The following is a 13,767-nucleotide window of genomic DNA, read 5'->3' on the forward strand; positions in this document are numbered from 1 at the left end:
TGATCAAGCCTTCTTTGGTGAGGATGCGGCGGATCGTTGACGTTGACGGGGCACGTTTGCCGGCCTGTTCGAGGTGGTAGGCAATGGTTTCGGCCCCGGCGTCAAGTCCGTGCCGGGTGAGCTGTTTGCGGATGCTGATGATGTCGTTGCGTAGTGCTTCCGGGACGGCGTGTGGGTGGGTGTGAGGGGCGCGCGATTTCGGTGCGATTGCCTCGGCGCCGCCTGCGTCGTAGGCGTTGAGGATCTGGTGGACACGTTGCCGTGAGATGCCAAAGCGCTTGGCGACGTTGGTGGGTGTGCCGCCTTGGTCTCTGACGGCTCTGACGATGGCGAGGTTGCGGTTGGGACTGTTCATAGCGTCAAACATGTCCCGACTCATCAGTCAAGCGTCACCGACACGGCTGAGGTAACCCTAAGTGTCAACTATGACGCGACTGATCTGTCAAGGATCACGACGCAGTCCGCAGGCACACCCCGTCAAATATGTCGTGACCTCAGGCACCCTTAGCTCCACAATTCGATAAAACCCCTGGTCGTGATTGGCCAGGGGTTTTGCTGTATCTGCCCTGGTAGGTGCACTATTCCTTTGTTGCCACACGTTGCCATGTGTTGCCGTGGCATGAAGTCTCGTTCGACGCTGTACGGGCGCATTGGCCGAGATGATTACGGGTCAGAGCGCTGTGGCCCGCGCGTGAGGTGGGGTTGTCTGCTCACCAGCTTACCGCGACGCGCGGACATTTGGCACAGTCTTTTTGCCGCTTGCGTATGCTGCGTGCGCGCACGTGGCTATCCGCGGCTGTGATATCGACGGCTGCGCCGCATTCCGTGTCGCCAGGTAAGGCCCCCGCGCAGGTTTAGCCTTGGTACGAGACGCTGACCCTGGCAGCTGACGTCGAGACCGACGAGGGGCATGGAAGTCTCGACAGCCCATGCCTTTGGGTGCAGAAACTGTCTCGGTCGGCAAAGTCCAGAGGTATGTGCGGTGATGTGCGCCCTATTCCGCAGCACCTCCTGCGACGCGCAGGCGGCGCTGCTCATTTGCGGTGAAGGTCCGCTCAGCAAGTGACTCACCGGCGCCCCCTTGCAGGTGGACGACGACGTCGAGACCGAGCTCTTCGAGTTCTTCGACGTCCTCGCGGTACATGGCGACAGTACTGATCGTGCACTCATCAGCGTTGATGCGGGAAGCGTAAATTTGCTTTACTGATTCCAGGTTGGCGTGTTGGGCCGGCATGGCGAGCATGATCATGTCGATCTGGTGGCTGTCTTTGACGCGTTCCCAGAAGTCGACGTCCGTAGCGTCTCCTTCTACCACGTTGTAGCCACGTTCCTGCAGGTGGCGGACGCGAGCTGTGTCGTGCTCCACGCCAAGGACCCGCACACCGTAGACCTCAGTTAGCTCGGTGTAGCAGGCGATGCCGAGGCGGCCAACGCCCAGGACGAGTGCGTGGGCGTCGCCAAGCTCGATGGGGCGATCCCCCGGATGGATTTTGTGCGGCGGGCGTGTGGGTAAACGCTTGGCCAAGCGGGTGGTGCGCGAAACGCTCTGTGGGTTAAGAATTGCCGAGATGACGAAGCTGAGCGAGACGGCAAGCACCAGGGAAAGCATCCACCGTTGATTCAACCAGCCATCTTTGACACCAAGTGCGGCGATGATCAGGGCAAACTCTGAGTAATTGGAAAGCAAGAGCGCCGCAAGCACCGAGGTGCGGTTGCGTAGGCCCAGGCCCCAGAGGATTGCCCAGTAGGCGACGGCTTGCAAGGGCAGGAGTAGGAGAAGTAATCCAGCGTCGAGCATGTTTTGCCAGTTCGGCAGCCCGAGGAAGCCAATGTTGACGAAGAATCCGACAAGCAGCAGCTCTTTCAGTGTGAACAGTGAGTGGCTGAGTTGCTCAGCCCCCGAAGAACGGGAGAGCACGACGCCCATGATGAGGGCGCCGAGGCTGCCGGAAAGACCGACCCACTCAAAAAGGGCGTAGCCGGGCAGCAGAGCCATGACGATCCCGAAAAGCGCCCCCAATTCGCCGTGGCCAAGCTTGTACCAGCGACGCGTGATCAAAGCGAGCAGCGGCACGATAACGACGAGCCCCAGGGCCGCCAAGCGCGGTGGTTCGCCGCGCAGGATGCTCATGAAGGCGACGGCGAGAATGTCCTGCATAATCAGCACGCCCACGCAGATATTGCCGTAGAGCGCCTGCTCATCGCCGCGGTCCTGCAAGATTTTGATCACGACGATGGTGCTAGAAAAGCTCAAGACCAGGGCGACGTTGACGGCAATCGAGAAGGACGCGGGACCGAAAGCGCCGAGCGCGCCGAGTGCGGTGATGAATCCCGCGCCAACAATCGTCATGACCAAGGCGTGGGCTCCGGCGGTGAGCCACACGGCCTTATCCGTCAATGCGCGCAAATCCAGGCGCAGGCCAATGGCGAAGAGCATGAGGGTGACGCCGATGTCGGCGAAGAGATCGAGAGCCTCGACGTGCGCGACGCCGCTGGCGTTGAGGATGAACCCGGCCGCCAGAAACCCGATAAGTGGTGGGAGGCGGACAGCCCATGCGATCAGCCCGCAGCCAAACACGACAGCAAGGTAGGTCAACAGCAGTTCCATACAGAGCAGTCTGCCTTATGTAGGGTTAAGCGACAAAATGTGTGCTTTTGAAACGTCCTGGGTTTGGTTCCGCTTCTTTTACGGCCCTGTGTTGATGGGCTCGGTGAGATAGTACTCGGTTTCTACTTCTTGTGGGGTGGCGTAGTCCAACGCCTCGTGAAGACGTTTGGTGTTCCACCAGTGCACCCACCGCAGGGTGGCTAGCTCGACTTCTCCTACTGATGTCCACGGGCCTTGAGGATGGATAAGTTCAGCCTTGTAGCGACCGTTAACTGTCTCGGCCGGCGCGTTGTCATAGGAATCTCCGACTGTGCCGACACTCGGCCGGATCTCGGCTTCGGCCAGTGCGGTGGAGTATTTCAGTGACACGTACTGACTTCCCCGGTCACTGTGGTGTATCAGCTGGTCGCCGTGGATTCGCCCTGCAGTCGTTAACGCATGTTCCAGTGCCTCCATCGGCAGCGCATCAGTGCGCATCGTAGATCGGGTGGCAACACCGACTATTTTGCGGCTGTAGACGTCAATGACAAACGCGGTGTAGGCGAATCCTGACAGGGTGCGAACATAGGTAATGTCGGCGACCCAAAGTCGCCCAGGTGCTGTGGCCCGGAAGTTTCGCTGCACAAGATCCGGACGATGATCCGGCACCTTAGGGCTGATCGTGGTCACCGGGGTGCGTCCACGTCGTCGACCAGACACACCTGCAAGTTTCATCAGGCGTGCGGTCTTGTCGCGGCCGATATGAAAGCCCTCACGGTTCATGGCGTGCCACATCTTGCGGATGCCGTAGACCGAGAAGTTTTCCGCATGGACGCGCTGAATCTCTGGGATAAGCAGGCTATCGCTTAAGGCCCTCGCACTCGGGGCGCGGGTGGTGGCTTTACGGTAGCCGCGGGAGGTGATGAATCCACGGTCTGCTTGTTTCAGAACACGGCAGATGGCCTCGACCCCAAATTGCTCCTTGTACTCGTCGATGTAGGAGATCATCTGGTCGTGGGTCGGTCGAGTTCCGCCGCGAAAAAAGCCGAGGCAGTCTTGAGGATTCCGTTGGCTCGTTTCAGCTCGCGGTTTTCCCGGCGTAGCCGTTTGAGCTCTTCTTCCATGGTTTCGCCACCTGTTGGTGCCGTCTGCTCATGGGCGACGCTGTCACGGTACCAGGCGCGTAACGTGTGGTGGGACACGCCAAGGAGCTCTCCGACTTCCTCGTACGCGCGTTGCCGTGAGCAGGACTCCAGACGGACCATCTCTAGGACTTGATGGATCGCCTTCTCCTTGAATTCGGCGGAATACTTTCTGGGCATAGTGCCAATCCTTCCTTAGCAGAGGTAGGAACTAAACCCAGGACGCTTCAATCGCCGCCGGCCTGCTCACGTTCGTGTGGGAGACCGCCTGGTTCGACATCGTTGTCGGCGCGATCATCGCCGCCATCAACCTCTCGGCTGCCAAGGAAGTTTGGGAGGCCTCCCGCGAGGAGCACGACTCCGTCGAGGACGCCTTCGCGGACATGGACGACGATTAAACGCCGCCTAAACGCCGCCTAGACGCCGCTTAGACCCACACCCCGGATGCGCCGCGGCGCCACGTGCCCACCAGGTTGGTGTCGATGATGCCGGTGGATTCCATCAGCGCGTACATGGTCACCGGCCCCACAAAGGTGAAGCCGCGCTTCTTCAAATCCTTCGCCAGCTGCTCGGACTCCGCCGAGCGTGTCGGCACCTCCGCCATCGTGCGCGGCACCGGCGTGTTCGCCGGCTGGTAGGACCACACGAACTCGCCCAGGTGCGTGCCCTGTTCCCGCAGCGCCAGCGTCGCCTCGGCGTTTTTCACTGCAGCTTCGAGTTTGCGCCGGTTGCGGATCAAGGCAGCGTCGCCAAGCAAATGCTCGATGCTCATACCCGCGACCTCTTCTGGGTCGAAGCCGTGGAAGGCTGCGCGCAGGGCCTCGCGCTTCTGCAGGATCAGCCGCCACGACAGCCCCACCTGGAAGCCCTCGAGGCAGACGCGTTCAAACATGCCCTGCTCGTCGGTGACGGGCATGCCCCATTCGGTGTCGTAGTACTCGCGCAGCAGTGGGTCGGTGGCGGCCCACGGCGGGCGCGCCAGCCCGTCGTCGCCAATGACAGGCCAGCCGGATTCGGGGTTGGTTTCTGGTGTGGTGTGAAGATCAGTCATATGTATTGGACTCAGTTCTACCCTGTTCGGTTCCACGGGTACGCTAATCGGCATGAATAGGCCCGCCGTCCGCGACTTCGCGCTGCTTGTGCTCCGGCTTGTGCTGGGCGCGGTGTTTGTGGCGCACGGCTACAACCACTGGTTCGAGATGGGCATGGCCGAAACCGGCCGCCAGTTCGCCGCCCTCGGGGTGCCGCAGCCGCAGCTTTCCGCCTACCTCACCGGCACCGTAGAGCTCATCGGCGGCGCGTTTTTGGCAGTGGGGCTCTTGACGACGATCACCGCGTCGCTCCTCGCCCTCCTCGCTTTAGCCGCCGGGTATTTCGTGCATCTGGATAACGGCTTTTTCATCGAGGCTGGGGGAGTGGAGTACACGCTCGTGCTTGCCGCCGCGCTGTTCATCATCACCGTCTTCGGTACCGGCCGCGTAAGCCTGGACGGGGTGCTCACGCGTGGTTAGCCACGAGGAGGTCCAGGCGGCGCTGTCGGCGCGCATCGACGGCGAGAAGGCTGAACTCGACGACGCGATCGTCGACGCCCACGTGTCCGGATGCGCGGAGTGCCGGGCGTTTTTGGACCGCTCCTTGGCACTGTCGGAGTCGTTGTCCCAGCCGCTCAGCGGCGACACCGACGACGCGATGGCGCCGCCGCAGGACCTGTCTTCCGCGATCCTCGCCGGCGTGGACAACGAGTGGCGCCGCTTCGCGCGCCGCCGGGAGATCGGCATGGCCGTAGGGCGCCTGATGCTCGGCGCGATGGCCGTGGTGTGGGTGCTGTGGGCCGTGCGCCTGATCCTCTCCGGCGGCGAGGAGCCGGTAGTGGCGTCTTCGGCGTCCGTGCGCTTCGGCGTGGCGCTCGCGTTGGGCTTTACCGCCTGGCGGCCGCAGCAGATCCCGGGGGTGCTGCTCATCGTGGGCACGATGTTCACCTTCACCGTCGGCTTCGCCGTGCGCGACTTCGTGCTGGGCACGGGCGCGTTCGAGCTCGCCGGGGTGCTCATCCCGCTTATGAGCCTGGTGGCCCTGGTGTGGACCTGGGTCGCGGACCGGGGCGGGGCGCTGCGCCGGGCGTGGCAGCTGCTCGACGCCCGGCCGTACTAGGGCAGGTGTGGAGCTGGGGTAGCAGTCAAAAGCGATGGCTCTGACATATTCCGCAGGCGCTTCGAGCTGACCTGGGGCGGAGCGCGTCGCCTGACAGATTCCGCCAGAAAGTGTCAGGCGCGGGCCCCGGGGGAACGACGCCGGTGCCGAAAATTGGGCCAGGTTTCCAACCAGCCGGGCTACTTCCAGCTGGGCAGCCACATGATGGACTCGTACCAGGCGTCCGGGATTTCGAACCCGTAGAAGATGGGCGACCAGTAGATGAAGCTGGCCACCACCAGTGCGATGTAGACCACGGCGGCGAGTTGGCCCCAGCGCATCTCAAAGCCTGCGACCTTGTGCACCCAGGGCCACGTCACGGGCCCGCCCTTCTTGGCCAGGTTGCCCAACGCGAGCGCGAGCAGCACCGCGGTGAACGGCACCAGGGCGGTGGCGTAGAAGAAGTACATCTGGCGGTCGAAGGCGGCCAGCCACGGCAGGAACCCGGCGGCGAACGCGATCACCGGCACGATGACGCGGAAGTCCTTGCGGGTCAGCCACACCCAGCAGGCCCACAGCAGCACCGGCACGGTCAACCACCAGATGGCGGGGGTGCCGAACATGTAGATCATCTCGCGGCACTTGCCGTCGCCGGGCGCAATGGAGCAATCCAGGTCGGTGGCGGAGTAGTAGAGGATCGGGCGTGCCGAGACCAGCCAAGCCCACGGCTTGGAGTCCCACGGGTGGGAGTGGCCGGACGACGACGTCAGCGAGGCGTGGAAGTTCAGCACCGAGAAGTGGTAGTAGAACCAGCCGGCAATCGGCTCGGGCAGGTTGGCCAGCCAGGGCCAGTCGGAGCCGGCGATCGTGCCGTCGGTAAGCGAGTGGCGGTACACGGAGGTCTCGGACGCGAACCAGGCGCGCCAGGACCACAGGTACAGCACGGCGGGGATGAGCACAATCGAGGCGAGCGCCGACGGCACGTCGCGGAGCAGGGTGCCCGAAATCGGCTTCTCCACGCCGTAGCGGCGGCGCAGGAACAGGTCCCAGAACGACGACAGCAGGCCGAAGAACATGATGTAGTACAGGCCGGACCACTTCACCGACAGCGTCAGGCCCAGCAGCACGCCGGTGGCGAAGCGCCACCAACGGAACCCCATGCGCGGGCCGAAGGGGCCGGTGCCCTCGAGCTTGCCGGCCAGCCACGCGTCGTGCCAGCGGTGGTGCACCTCGCGCATGTCGCCGGCCAGCGTCCACGCCGCCATCACCACGAACAGCACCTGGAAGACGTCGAGCATGCCGAATTTGGCGGAGACTAGCAGGACGCCGTCGAAAAGCGCGATGATGCCCGCGAGGATCGCGATGTTGGTGGACTGGCTCACCCGCCGCGCGAGCAGGAACACGAACACGATCACGGCGGTGCCGAACAGGCCGGTCATCAGACGCCAGCCCAGCGGGGAGTAGCCAAAGATGATCTCGCCGAGCGCGAGCAGCTGCTTGCCCAGCGGCGGGTGCACGACCAGGCCGTAGCCGGGGTTGGACTCGATGCCGCCTAAGACCGGGTTGAACCAGCTTTCCACCATGTCCCAGGCTTGCGGGACGTAGTGCTTCTCGTCGAAGACGGGGGTGCCAGAGCTGGTCGGCTGCACCAGGCCGATGAACCTGGTGAGCAGCGCCAGCACACCGATGACGGAGGCGGCGATGGTGTCGCGGCGCGTCCACGGCACGGTCACGGGTGCCTCAGGCGCAGGCTGGGCGGGCCGCAGGGAACGCGTCGTCTCTGGCGCCGTTGCGTCGGCGCTAGGTGGCGGTCCGGCGGGGTTCGGGGTGCTCGCGATAGTGGTCACGACGGAAGATATTAGCGCCTTACGCGTATGCTCCCGAGGTATGTCCGCCGAGCAAGACAACCTGACTCAGAACCTCCCGGCCGGAGTTGTGCTCGCGGCCACCCCGCTCGGCAATGTAGAGGACGCCTCCCCGCGGCTTGCGCAGGCGCTCGCCACCGCGGACGTGATCGCCGCGGAGGACACGCGCCGCACGCGCGCCCTCGCCGCAGCGCTCGGCGTGGAGATCGCCGGGCGCGTGGTGTCCAACTTCGACCACAACGAGGAATCCCGGGCGCGGGAGCTTCTCGACGCCGCACGCGCCGGCACCGTACTCGTCGTCACCGACGCCGGCATGCCGCTGGTGTCCGACCCCGGCCACTCCATCGTCGCCGCCGCCCACGACGCCGGCATCCCGGTCACCTGCATCCCGGGCCCGTCCGCGGTGACCACCGCGCTGGCGCTGTCTGGGCTCAACGTCGGCCATTTCATCTTCGACGGTTTCGCGCCCCGCAAGGCCGGCGCGCGCCGGGCGTGGCTGGAAACGCTCGTGCATGAGCGCCGCGCGGTGTGCTGCTTCGAGTCGCCGCACCGCATCGAGCAGTTGCTTGCCGACGCCGCGGACGTCCTCGGCGCCGAACGCCGCGCCGCGGTGTGCCGCGAGCTGACCAAAACCTACGAGGAGGTCAAGCGCGGCACGCTAGGGGAGCTAGCGGCGTGGGCGGCCGGTGGCGTGCGCGGGGAAATCACGCTGGTGATCGAAGGCGGCACCGGGCAGCAGGCAGAACCCGAGGACCTGGTCGGCCTGGTGCTCGAGCTCGTTGACGGCGGCCAGCGCATGAAAGACGCCGCGAAACAGGTGGCCAAGCAGCACGGCGTGAAGGTCGGAGACCTTTACGATGCCGCGTTGGATGCGCGGAGCTGACGTCGATAAGCACATGTTTTCCTCGCGCGCGGGTTAGCGCAATGGTGTGATCTGGGCTAGCCTGCTTGGGTTCTAGAAAAACCCTGAAAATTTGCGAGGAGAACTATATGTCTCAGCGTGATCTCCAAAGGGATCCACACGATCCCGACGTGGAGCCGCGGAGTACGGATCCCATTAAGACTGAAGACACTTCCGCAGTCGGCGAGATCGCCGCGCTGCTGCGCGCCGACCGCGACGGCGTGCAACCCAACTACACCGACCCTGAGGAACGCGTCGAGAGCCAAGCCGACGCAGAAGACGCCCCGATCAACTGGGGCATCGTTATTCCTCTCGCGGTGATTGTCGCGGCGGTTGTCGGCTGGGGCCTGGCTGCCCCCGACAGCTTCTCCAACTTTGCGGACGCCGCATTCGGCTGGGTCATTGACAACCTCGGCTGGGCCTTCGTCCTCGGCGGCACCATCTTCGTTGCCTTCGTCATCGTGATCGCCTTGTCGAACTTCGGCACCATCCGCCTCGGCACCGCCGACGAACGGCCGGAGTTCAAGACAACATCCTGGATCGCCATGATGTTCGCCGCCGGCATGGGCATCGGCCTGATGTTCTACGGCGCGGCTGAGCCGCTGGCGATGTACCTCGACGGCGTGCCGGGCCACGACGAGCACGAGGTCGGCACCGCGATGGCGCAGACCATGTTCCACTGGACGCTGCACCCGTGGGCCGTCTACGCCATCATCGGCCTGGCTATCGCGTACTCGACGTTCCGCCTCGGCCGCAAGCAGCTGCTGTCCAGCGCGTTCATCCCGCTAATTGGTGAGAAAGCTGCCAACGGCTGGCCGGGCAAGCTCATCGACGCCTTCGCCGTGTTCGCCACCATCTTCGGCACCGCCTGCTCCCTGGGCCTGGGCGCGCTGCAGATCAGCTCCGGCCTGGAGGCCTCCGGTTTCGTGGACAACCCGTCCACCAAGCTGACCATCGGCATCGTCTCCGTGCTCACCCTGGCGTTCCTGCTGTCCGCGATGTCGGGCGTGTCCAAGGGCATCCAGTGGCTGTCCAACACGAACATGGTCGTCGCCGCCGTGCTGGCGATCTTCGTGTTCGTCTTCGGCCCGACCGTCGCGCAGCTGAACATGCTGCCGACCGCCGTGGGCACCTACCTGCAGAACTTCTTCGAAATGGCGGCCCGCACCGCCGAGAGCTCCGACGGCCAGGCCGGCGAGTTCCTCTCCAGCTGGACCATCTTCTACTGGGCATGGTGGATCTCCTGGTCCCCGTTCGTGGGCACCTTCCTGGCGCGCATCTCCCGCGGCCGCACCGTGCGCGAGTTCTGCCTCGGCGTGATGCTGGTCCCGGCCGGCCTGTCCACCGTGTGGTTCGCTATCTTCGGCGCCACGGCCATCAAGATGGAGCAGGCTGGCGAGTCCATCGTCGGCGACGGCTCCAACGAGGAGCAGTTGTTCAACCTGCTGCACTCCCTACCGGGCGGCTACGTCATGGGTGTGTTCGCCCTGATCCTGCTGGGCACCTTCTTCATCACCTCCGCGGACTCCGCGTCGACCGTGATGGCGTCCATGACCCAGTCCGGCAAGACCGAGGCGAAGCCGTGGCTCGCCGCAATGTGGGGCCTGGCCACAGCATTCGTTGGCCTGACGCTGCTGATCTCCGGCGGCTCGGACGCGCTGAACTCGCTGCAGTCGGTGACCATCGTGGCCGCCACGCCGTTCCTGTTCATCCTGATCGCGCTGATGTTCGCGATTGTCAAGGACATGTCCAACGACACGATCTACCTGGACAAGAAGGAGCAGGAGCGTTTCGCCCGCCAGCTGGCCATCGAGCGTCGCATGCACCGCGACCAGCAGGAGCTGGAAGCGCGCAAGGCGCAGGTGAAGGAGATGCTCAAACCGCGTTCCCGCTAGGGGCGTTTGCTTAACGACGCACCTTCGGTTGTGCCCCGCTCGAGCAGTGCAGTGCTTAAGCGGGGCATAACTTATGCTGAGAGCCATGACTTCTTCCGAGACCAACAACAACGTTCTTGTGTGCGTTGCGTGGCCGTACGCCAACGGCCCGCGCCATATCGGCCACGTCGCAGGCTTCGGCGTGCCCTCCGACGTCTTCGCCCGTTACCAGCGAATGTCCGGCAAGAACGTCCTCATGGTCTCCGGCACCGACGAGCACGGCACCCCGCTGCTCGTGCAGGCCGACAAGGAAGGCGTGACCGTCAAGGAGCTGGCGGACCGCTACAACAAGCAGATCGTCGAGGACCTGGCGGGCCTGGGCCTGTCCTACGACCTGTTCACCCGCACCACCACCCGCAACCACTACGCAGTGGTGCAGGAGCTGTTCCGCGGGCTGAACGAGAACGGGTACATGATCCGCGAGACCACCCAGGGCGCGATCTCCCCGTCGACGGGCCGCACGCTGCCGGACCGCTACATCGAGGGCACCTGCCCGATTTGCGGCGCCACCGACGCCCGCGGCGACCAGTGCGACACCTGCGGCAACCAGCTCGACCCGGCGGACCTGATCAACCCGGTATCCAAGATCAACGGCGAGACGCCGAAGTTCATCGAGACCGAGCACTTCATGCTCGACCTGCCCGCGCTGCACGACGCGCTGGAGCAGTGGCTGTCCACCCGCCAGGAGTGGCGCCCGAACGTGCTGAAGTTCTCCCTGAACCTGCTGGAAGACATGCGCCCGCGCGCGATGACCCGCGACATCGACTGGGGCATCCCGATCCCGGTGGAGGACTGGCAGGACAACCCGTCGAAGAAGCTCTACGTCTGGTTCGACGCGGTGGTGGGCTACCTGTCCGCGTCCATTGAGTGGGCGCACCGCTCCGGCAACCCGGAGGCCTGGAAGGACTTCTGGCAAGACCCGGCCACCGAGGGCTACTACTTCATGGGCAAGGACAACATCACCTTCCACTCCCAGATCTGGCCGGCGGAGCTGCTCGGCTACGCGGGCAAGGGCGCGAAGGGCGGCACCGCCGGCGAGCTCGGCGAGCTGAACTTGCCCACCGAGGTCGTCTCGTCCGAGTTCCTCACCATGTCCGGCTCCAAGTTCTCCTCGTCCAAGGGCGTGGTCATCTACGTCAAGGACTTCCTTTCGGAGTTCGGCCCGGACCCGCTGCGCTACTTCATCGCCGTCGCCGGCCCGGAGAACAACGACACGGACTTCACCTGGGACGAGTTTGTCCGCCGCGTGAACAACGAGCTGGCCAACGGCTGGGGCAACCTGGTCAACCGCACCGTGTCCATGGCGCACAAGAACTTCGGCCAGGTCCCGGCACCCGGCCCGCTCGAAGCGTCCGACGAGCGCATCCTGAACCTCGCGGCCGAAACCTTCACCACCGCCGGCGAGGAGCTGCACAAGGCCCACTTCAAGTCCGCGATCACGAAGATCATGCACGTCGTCGGCGAGGCCAACGCCTACATCGCGGAGCAGGAGCCGTGGAAGCTGGCCAAGGATGACACCCAGCGCGAGCGCCTGGCCACCGTGCTGTGGACCGCGCTGCAGGTCGTCTCCGACTGCAACGCCATGCTCACCCCGTTTTTGCCGCACACCGCGCAGAAGGTCCACGAGACGCTGGGCCGCACCGGCATCTGGGCCGCGGAGCCGCGCGTCGAGGAGGTCGTGGACGACGAGGAGTTCAACCTCGTCGGCGTGGGCCTGCCGGAAAAGGGCCAGACCTACCTGACCATCACCGGCGACTACTCCCAGCAGCAGGCCGTGTGGCAGCGCGTGGACGTCACCCCGGGCACGGAGCTGTCCAAGCCGCAGCCGCTGATTGCCAAGCTGGACCCGGAGCTCGGCGAGACCGGCCCGGAGTGGGCGCCGGTGCAGTAGGCCGCGGCTACAGCTGCTCGCCGAGCCACGCCCTGGCCGAAGCGAGCATGGCCTTGACCACCGGCACGTCGAACGCCCACAGCTCGATCGCGTGCGGCGCGCCCTCGACGATCTCGAGCTGGGCGGGCACGCCGGCGTCGCGAAGCCTCCGGGTGTAGGCGCAGATCTCCTCGTAGAACAGCTCGATGTCGCCGGTGGACAGCCACGCAGGGGGAAGGCCCGACAGGTCGGCGCGCCGGGCGGGGACGGCGTACTCGGGCACCGTCTCCAACCCGGGCGCCTGGCCCAGGTAGGACGCCCAGGCGTAGCGGGTCTGCGCGTTGTTGGCCACGGGCCGGTCCCGAGGCAGGTCGCGCCTCCGGTCGGCGGTGGGGCGGTCGTCCAGCATGGGGCAGAACAGCCACTGGGCGCGCGGCAGCGGTCCGTGCTCGTCGTAAAGCCGCTGGCACGCCGCGGCGGCCAACCCGCCGCCGGCGCTTTCGCCGCCGATGGCGAACGGTTCGCCGAACTCGTCCGCGCGGGTGTGCATCCACGCCCACGTCTCCAGCGCGGCATCCAGGCCGGCGGGGAAGGGGTGCGCAGGCGAGAGCGGGTAGCGCGGGGCCACCACGGTCACGCCCACCTCGGCGGCGGTGTTCGCGCACAGCGGCCCGTCCTGGGCGGGGTGGCCGATGATGTGGCCGCCGCCGTGCAGCCACAACAGCGCGCCCTTCGGGTTGCGCGGCCGGAAGACGAGGGTGCGCCCGTGCCGGATCAGCTCCACACCCTCGCGCCGGGGAATGGGAAAGAGCGTCTGGCCGTGGCTGGTGAGCCAGCGCGTCGCTCTCAGCTGCACCGGCGGGTGGGGGATCAGCCGCGCGCGTCTGCGCAACTCCGGCCGCACGAGCGGCATGATCGATTCCGGCATACGAGCAGTCATAGGAACTGCCCGAGAAACTTGGTCAGCGTGCCGGGTTCCTCGTCCTCGAAGCGCTGGTCCACCACAACTAGCGGGGCGGTGTATTTTTCGCTGGCGCTGCCGACGTCTTTGGCGACGACGAGGTCGGTGCCGTAGTCGTCGATAAGCAATTGCCACTTGTACCCCTCGCGCACGAGCGCCTGGCCGAGCGCGGTGCCGAAAAGGCGCGCGGTGTCGCCGCGGGGGAAGCTGCGGCGCACGTCCGCGGGAAGGGCGAGGTAGTCCGCGAGTTCGGCCTCGAAAGACTCCGCGATGTCGGCGGGCGAGCCGTTGATGCCGCGGCCGGCTGCTTCGGCCAGGTCGGCCTCGATTTGGGTTTGGGTGGCTGAGTCGATGTCTGCAAATGCCATAGAGTGCAT

General features: G+C 65.1%; 13 protein-coding genes. 6 read left to right on the forward strand and 7 right to left on the reverse strand.

Annotated features, from left to right (window positions below; genetic code table 11):
* From MHY23_RS09120 to MHY23_RS09130, 3 genes are all read right to left on the reverse strand, one after another.
* Positions 1 to 355, reverse strand: a 355-nt coding sequence (locus MHY23_RS09120; protein ID WP_239307316.1) for a helix-turn-helix domain-containing protein, incomplete at its 3' end; no start/stop codon positions are given.
* A gap of 639 nt (positions 356 to 994) precedes the next feature.
* On the reverse strand, positions 995 to 2,608 hold the full coding sequence (locus MHY23_RS09125; protein WP_042407927.1) for a cation:proton antiporter family protein: 1,614 nt from the start codon (positions 2,606 to 2,608) through the stop codon (positions 995 to 997).
* Between the two features lie 78 nt (positions 2,609 to 2,686).
* A protein-coding gene (locus MHY23_RS09130) for an IS3 family transposase (protein ID WP_157034491.1) occupies positions 2,687 to 3,909 on the reverse strand; the annotation gives its coding sequence in 2 pieces (ribosomal slippage) (positions 2,687 to 3,633 and positions 3,633 to 3,909; 1,224 coding nt in all).
* 74 nt (positions 3,910 to 3,983) lie between these two features.
* Between MHY23_RS09130 and MHY23_RS09135 the strand changes: the two genes are divergently transcribed.
* Positions 3,984 to 4,127 (forward strand): hypothetical protein, encoded by a 144-nt coding sequence (locus MHY23_RS09135; RefSeq protein WP_210384760.1) that lies wholly within the window; start codon positions 3,984 to 3,986, stop codon positions 4,125 to 4,127.
* Between the two features lie 29 nt (positions 4,128 to 4,156).
* Here MHY23_RS09135 and MHY23_RS09140 read toward each other — a convergent pair whose 3' ends face one another.
* Entirely contained in the window at positions 4,157 to 4,780 is a 624-nt protein-coding gene (locus MHY23_RS09140; RefSeq protein ID WP_239307285.1) for a DNA-3-methyladenine glycosylase I, read from the reverse strand.
* A 52-nt stretch (positions 4,781 to 4,832) separates the two neighbouring features.
* On the opposite strand from MHY23_RS09140, the gene MHY23_RS09145 reads away from it, so the two are divergent.
* Together MHY23_RS09145 and MHY23_RS09150 are read left to right on the forward strand one after the other, a co-directional pair.
* On the forward strand, positions 4,833 to 5,240 hold the full coding sequence (locus tag MHY23_RS09145) for a DoxX family protein (protein WP_239307286.1): 408 nt from the start codon (positions 4,833 to 4,835) through the stop codon (positions 5,238 to 5,240).
* Positions 5,233 to 5,880 carry a zf-HC2 domain-containing protein gene (locus MHY23_RS09150; RefSeq protein ID WP_239307287.1) on the forward strand — a complete coding sequence of 216 codons (648 nt, stop codon included), beginning with the start codon at positions 5,233 to 5,235 and terminating at the stop codon, positions 5,878 to 5,880. Before MHY23_RS09145 ends, MHY23_RS09150 begins: the two co-directional genes overlap by 8 nt.
* Before the next feature lie 179 nt (positions 5,881 to 6,059).
* On the opposite strand, the gene MHY23_RS09155 is transcribed toward MHY23_RS09150, so the two are convergent.
* Positions 6,060 to 7,697, reverse strand: a complete 1,638-nt coding sequence (locus tag MHY23_RS09155; RefSeq protein WP_370645840.1) for a dolichyl-phosphate-mannose--protein mannosyltransferase — start codon at positions 7,695 to 7,697, stop codon at positions 6,060 to 6,062.
* A 49-nt stretch (positions 7,698 to 7,746) separates the two neighbouring features.
* On the opposite strand from MHY23_RS09155, the gene rsmI reads away from it, so the two are divergent.
* From rsmI to metG, 3 genes are all read left to right on the forward strand, one after another.
* Positions 7,747 to 8,607 (forward strand): 16S rRNA (cytidine(1402)-2'-O)-methyltransferase, encoded by an 861-nt coding sequence (rsmI, locus tag MHY23_RS09160; RefSeq protein WP_239307288.1) that lies wholly within the window; start codon positions 7,747 to 7,749, stop codon positions 8,605 to 8,607.
* Positions 8,608 to 8,714: 107 nt separating this feature from the next.
* Positions 8,715 to 10,520, forward strand: a complete 1,806-nt coding sequence (locus tag MHY23_RS09165) for a BCCT family transporter (RefSeq protein ID WP_239307289.1) — start codon at positions 8,715 to 8,717, stop codon at positions 10,518 to 10,520.
* Between the two features lie 85 nt (positions 10,521 to 10,605).
* Complete coding sequence (metG, locus tag MHY23_RS09170) at positions 10,606 to 12,450, forward strand: methionine--tRNA ligase (protein ID WP_239307290.1); 1,845 nt, start codon at positions 10,606 to 10,608, stop codon at positions 12,448 to 12,450.
* Positions 12,451 to 12,457: 7 nt separating this feature from the next.
* On the opposite strand, the gene MHY23_RS09175 is transcribed toward metG, so the two are convergent.
* Together MHY23_RS09175 and MHY23_RS09180 are read right to left on the reverse strand one after the other, a co-directional pair.
* Positions 12,458 to 13,369 (reverse strand): alpha/beta hydrolase fold domain-containing protein, encoded by a 912-nt coding sequence (locus MHY23_RS09175; protein WP_202032073.1) that lies wholly within the window; start codon positions 13,367 to 13,369, stop codon positions 12,458 to 12,460.
* Positions 13,366 to 13,758 (reverse strand): DUF3806 domain-containing protein, encoded by a 393-nt coding sequence (locus MHY23_RS09180; protein ID WP_239307291.1) that lies wholly within the window; start codon positions 13,756 to 13,758, stop codon positions 13,366 to 13,368. Before MHY23_RS09180 ends, MHY23_RS09175 begins: the two co-directional genes overlap by 4 nt.
* Positions 13,759 to 13,767 lie beyond the last annotated feature (9 nt).

The organism is Corynebacterium sp. ACRQP (assembly GCF_022345915.1).
Taxonomy (GTDB): Bacteria; Actinomycetota; Actinomycetes; order Mycobacteriales; family Mycobacteriaceae; genus Corynebacterium; species Corynebacterium lehmanniae.

What these genes read in the sequence shown, in the direction of transcription:
- MHY23_RS09125 (WP_042407927.1), bottom strand. Translation starts at nt 2,608, where the DNA reads ATGGAACTGCTGTTGACCTACCTTGCTGTCGTGTTTGGCTGCGGGCTG.
- MHY23_RS09140 (WP_239307285.1), bottom strand. Translation starts at nt 4,780, where the DNA reads ATGACTGATCTTCACACCACACCAGAAACCAACCCCGAATCCGGCTGG.
- MHY23_RS09145 (WP_239307286.1), top strand. Translation starts at nt 4,833, where the DNA reads ATGAATAGGCCCGCCGTCCGCGACTTCGCGCTGCTTGTGCTCCGGCTT.
- rsmI (WP_239307288.1), top strand. Translation starts at nt 7,747, where the DNA reads ATGTCCGCCGAGCAAGACAACCTGACTCAGAACCTCCCGGCCGGAGTT.
- MHY23_RS09165 (WP_239307289.1), top strand. Translation starts at nt 8,715, where the DNA reads ATGTCTCAGCGTGATCTCCAAAGGGATCCACACGATCCCGACGTGGAG.
- metG (WP_239307290.1), top strand. Translation starts at nt 10,606, where the DNA reads ATGACTTCTTCCGAGACCAACAACAACGTTCTTGTGTGCGTTGCGTGG.
- MHY23_RS09175 (WP_202032073.1), bottom strand. Translation starts at nt 13,369, where the DNA reads ATGACTGCTCGTATGCCGGAATCGATCATGCCGCTCGTGCGGCCGGAG.
- MHY23_RS09180 (WP_239307291.1), bottom strand. Translation starts at nt 13,758, where the DNA reads ATGGCATTTGCAGACATCGACTCAGCCACCCAAACCCAAATCGAGGCC.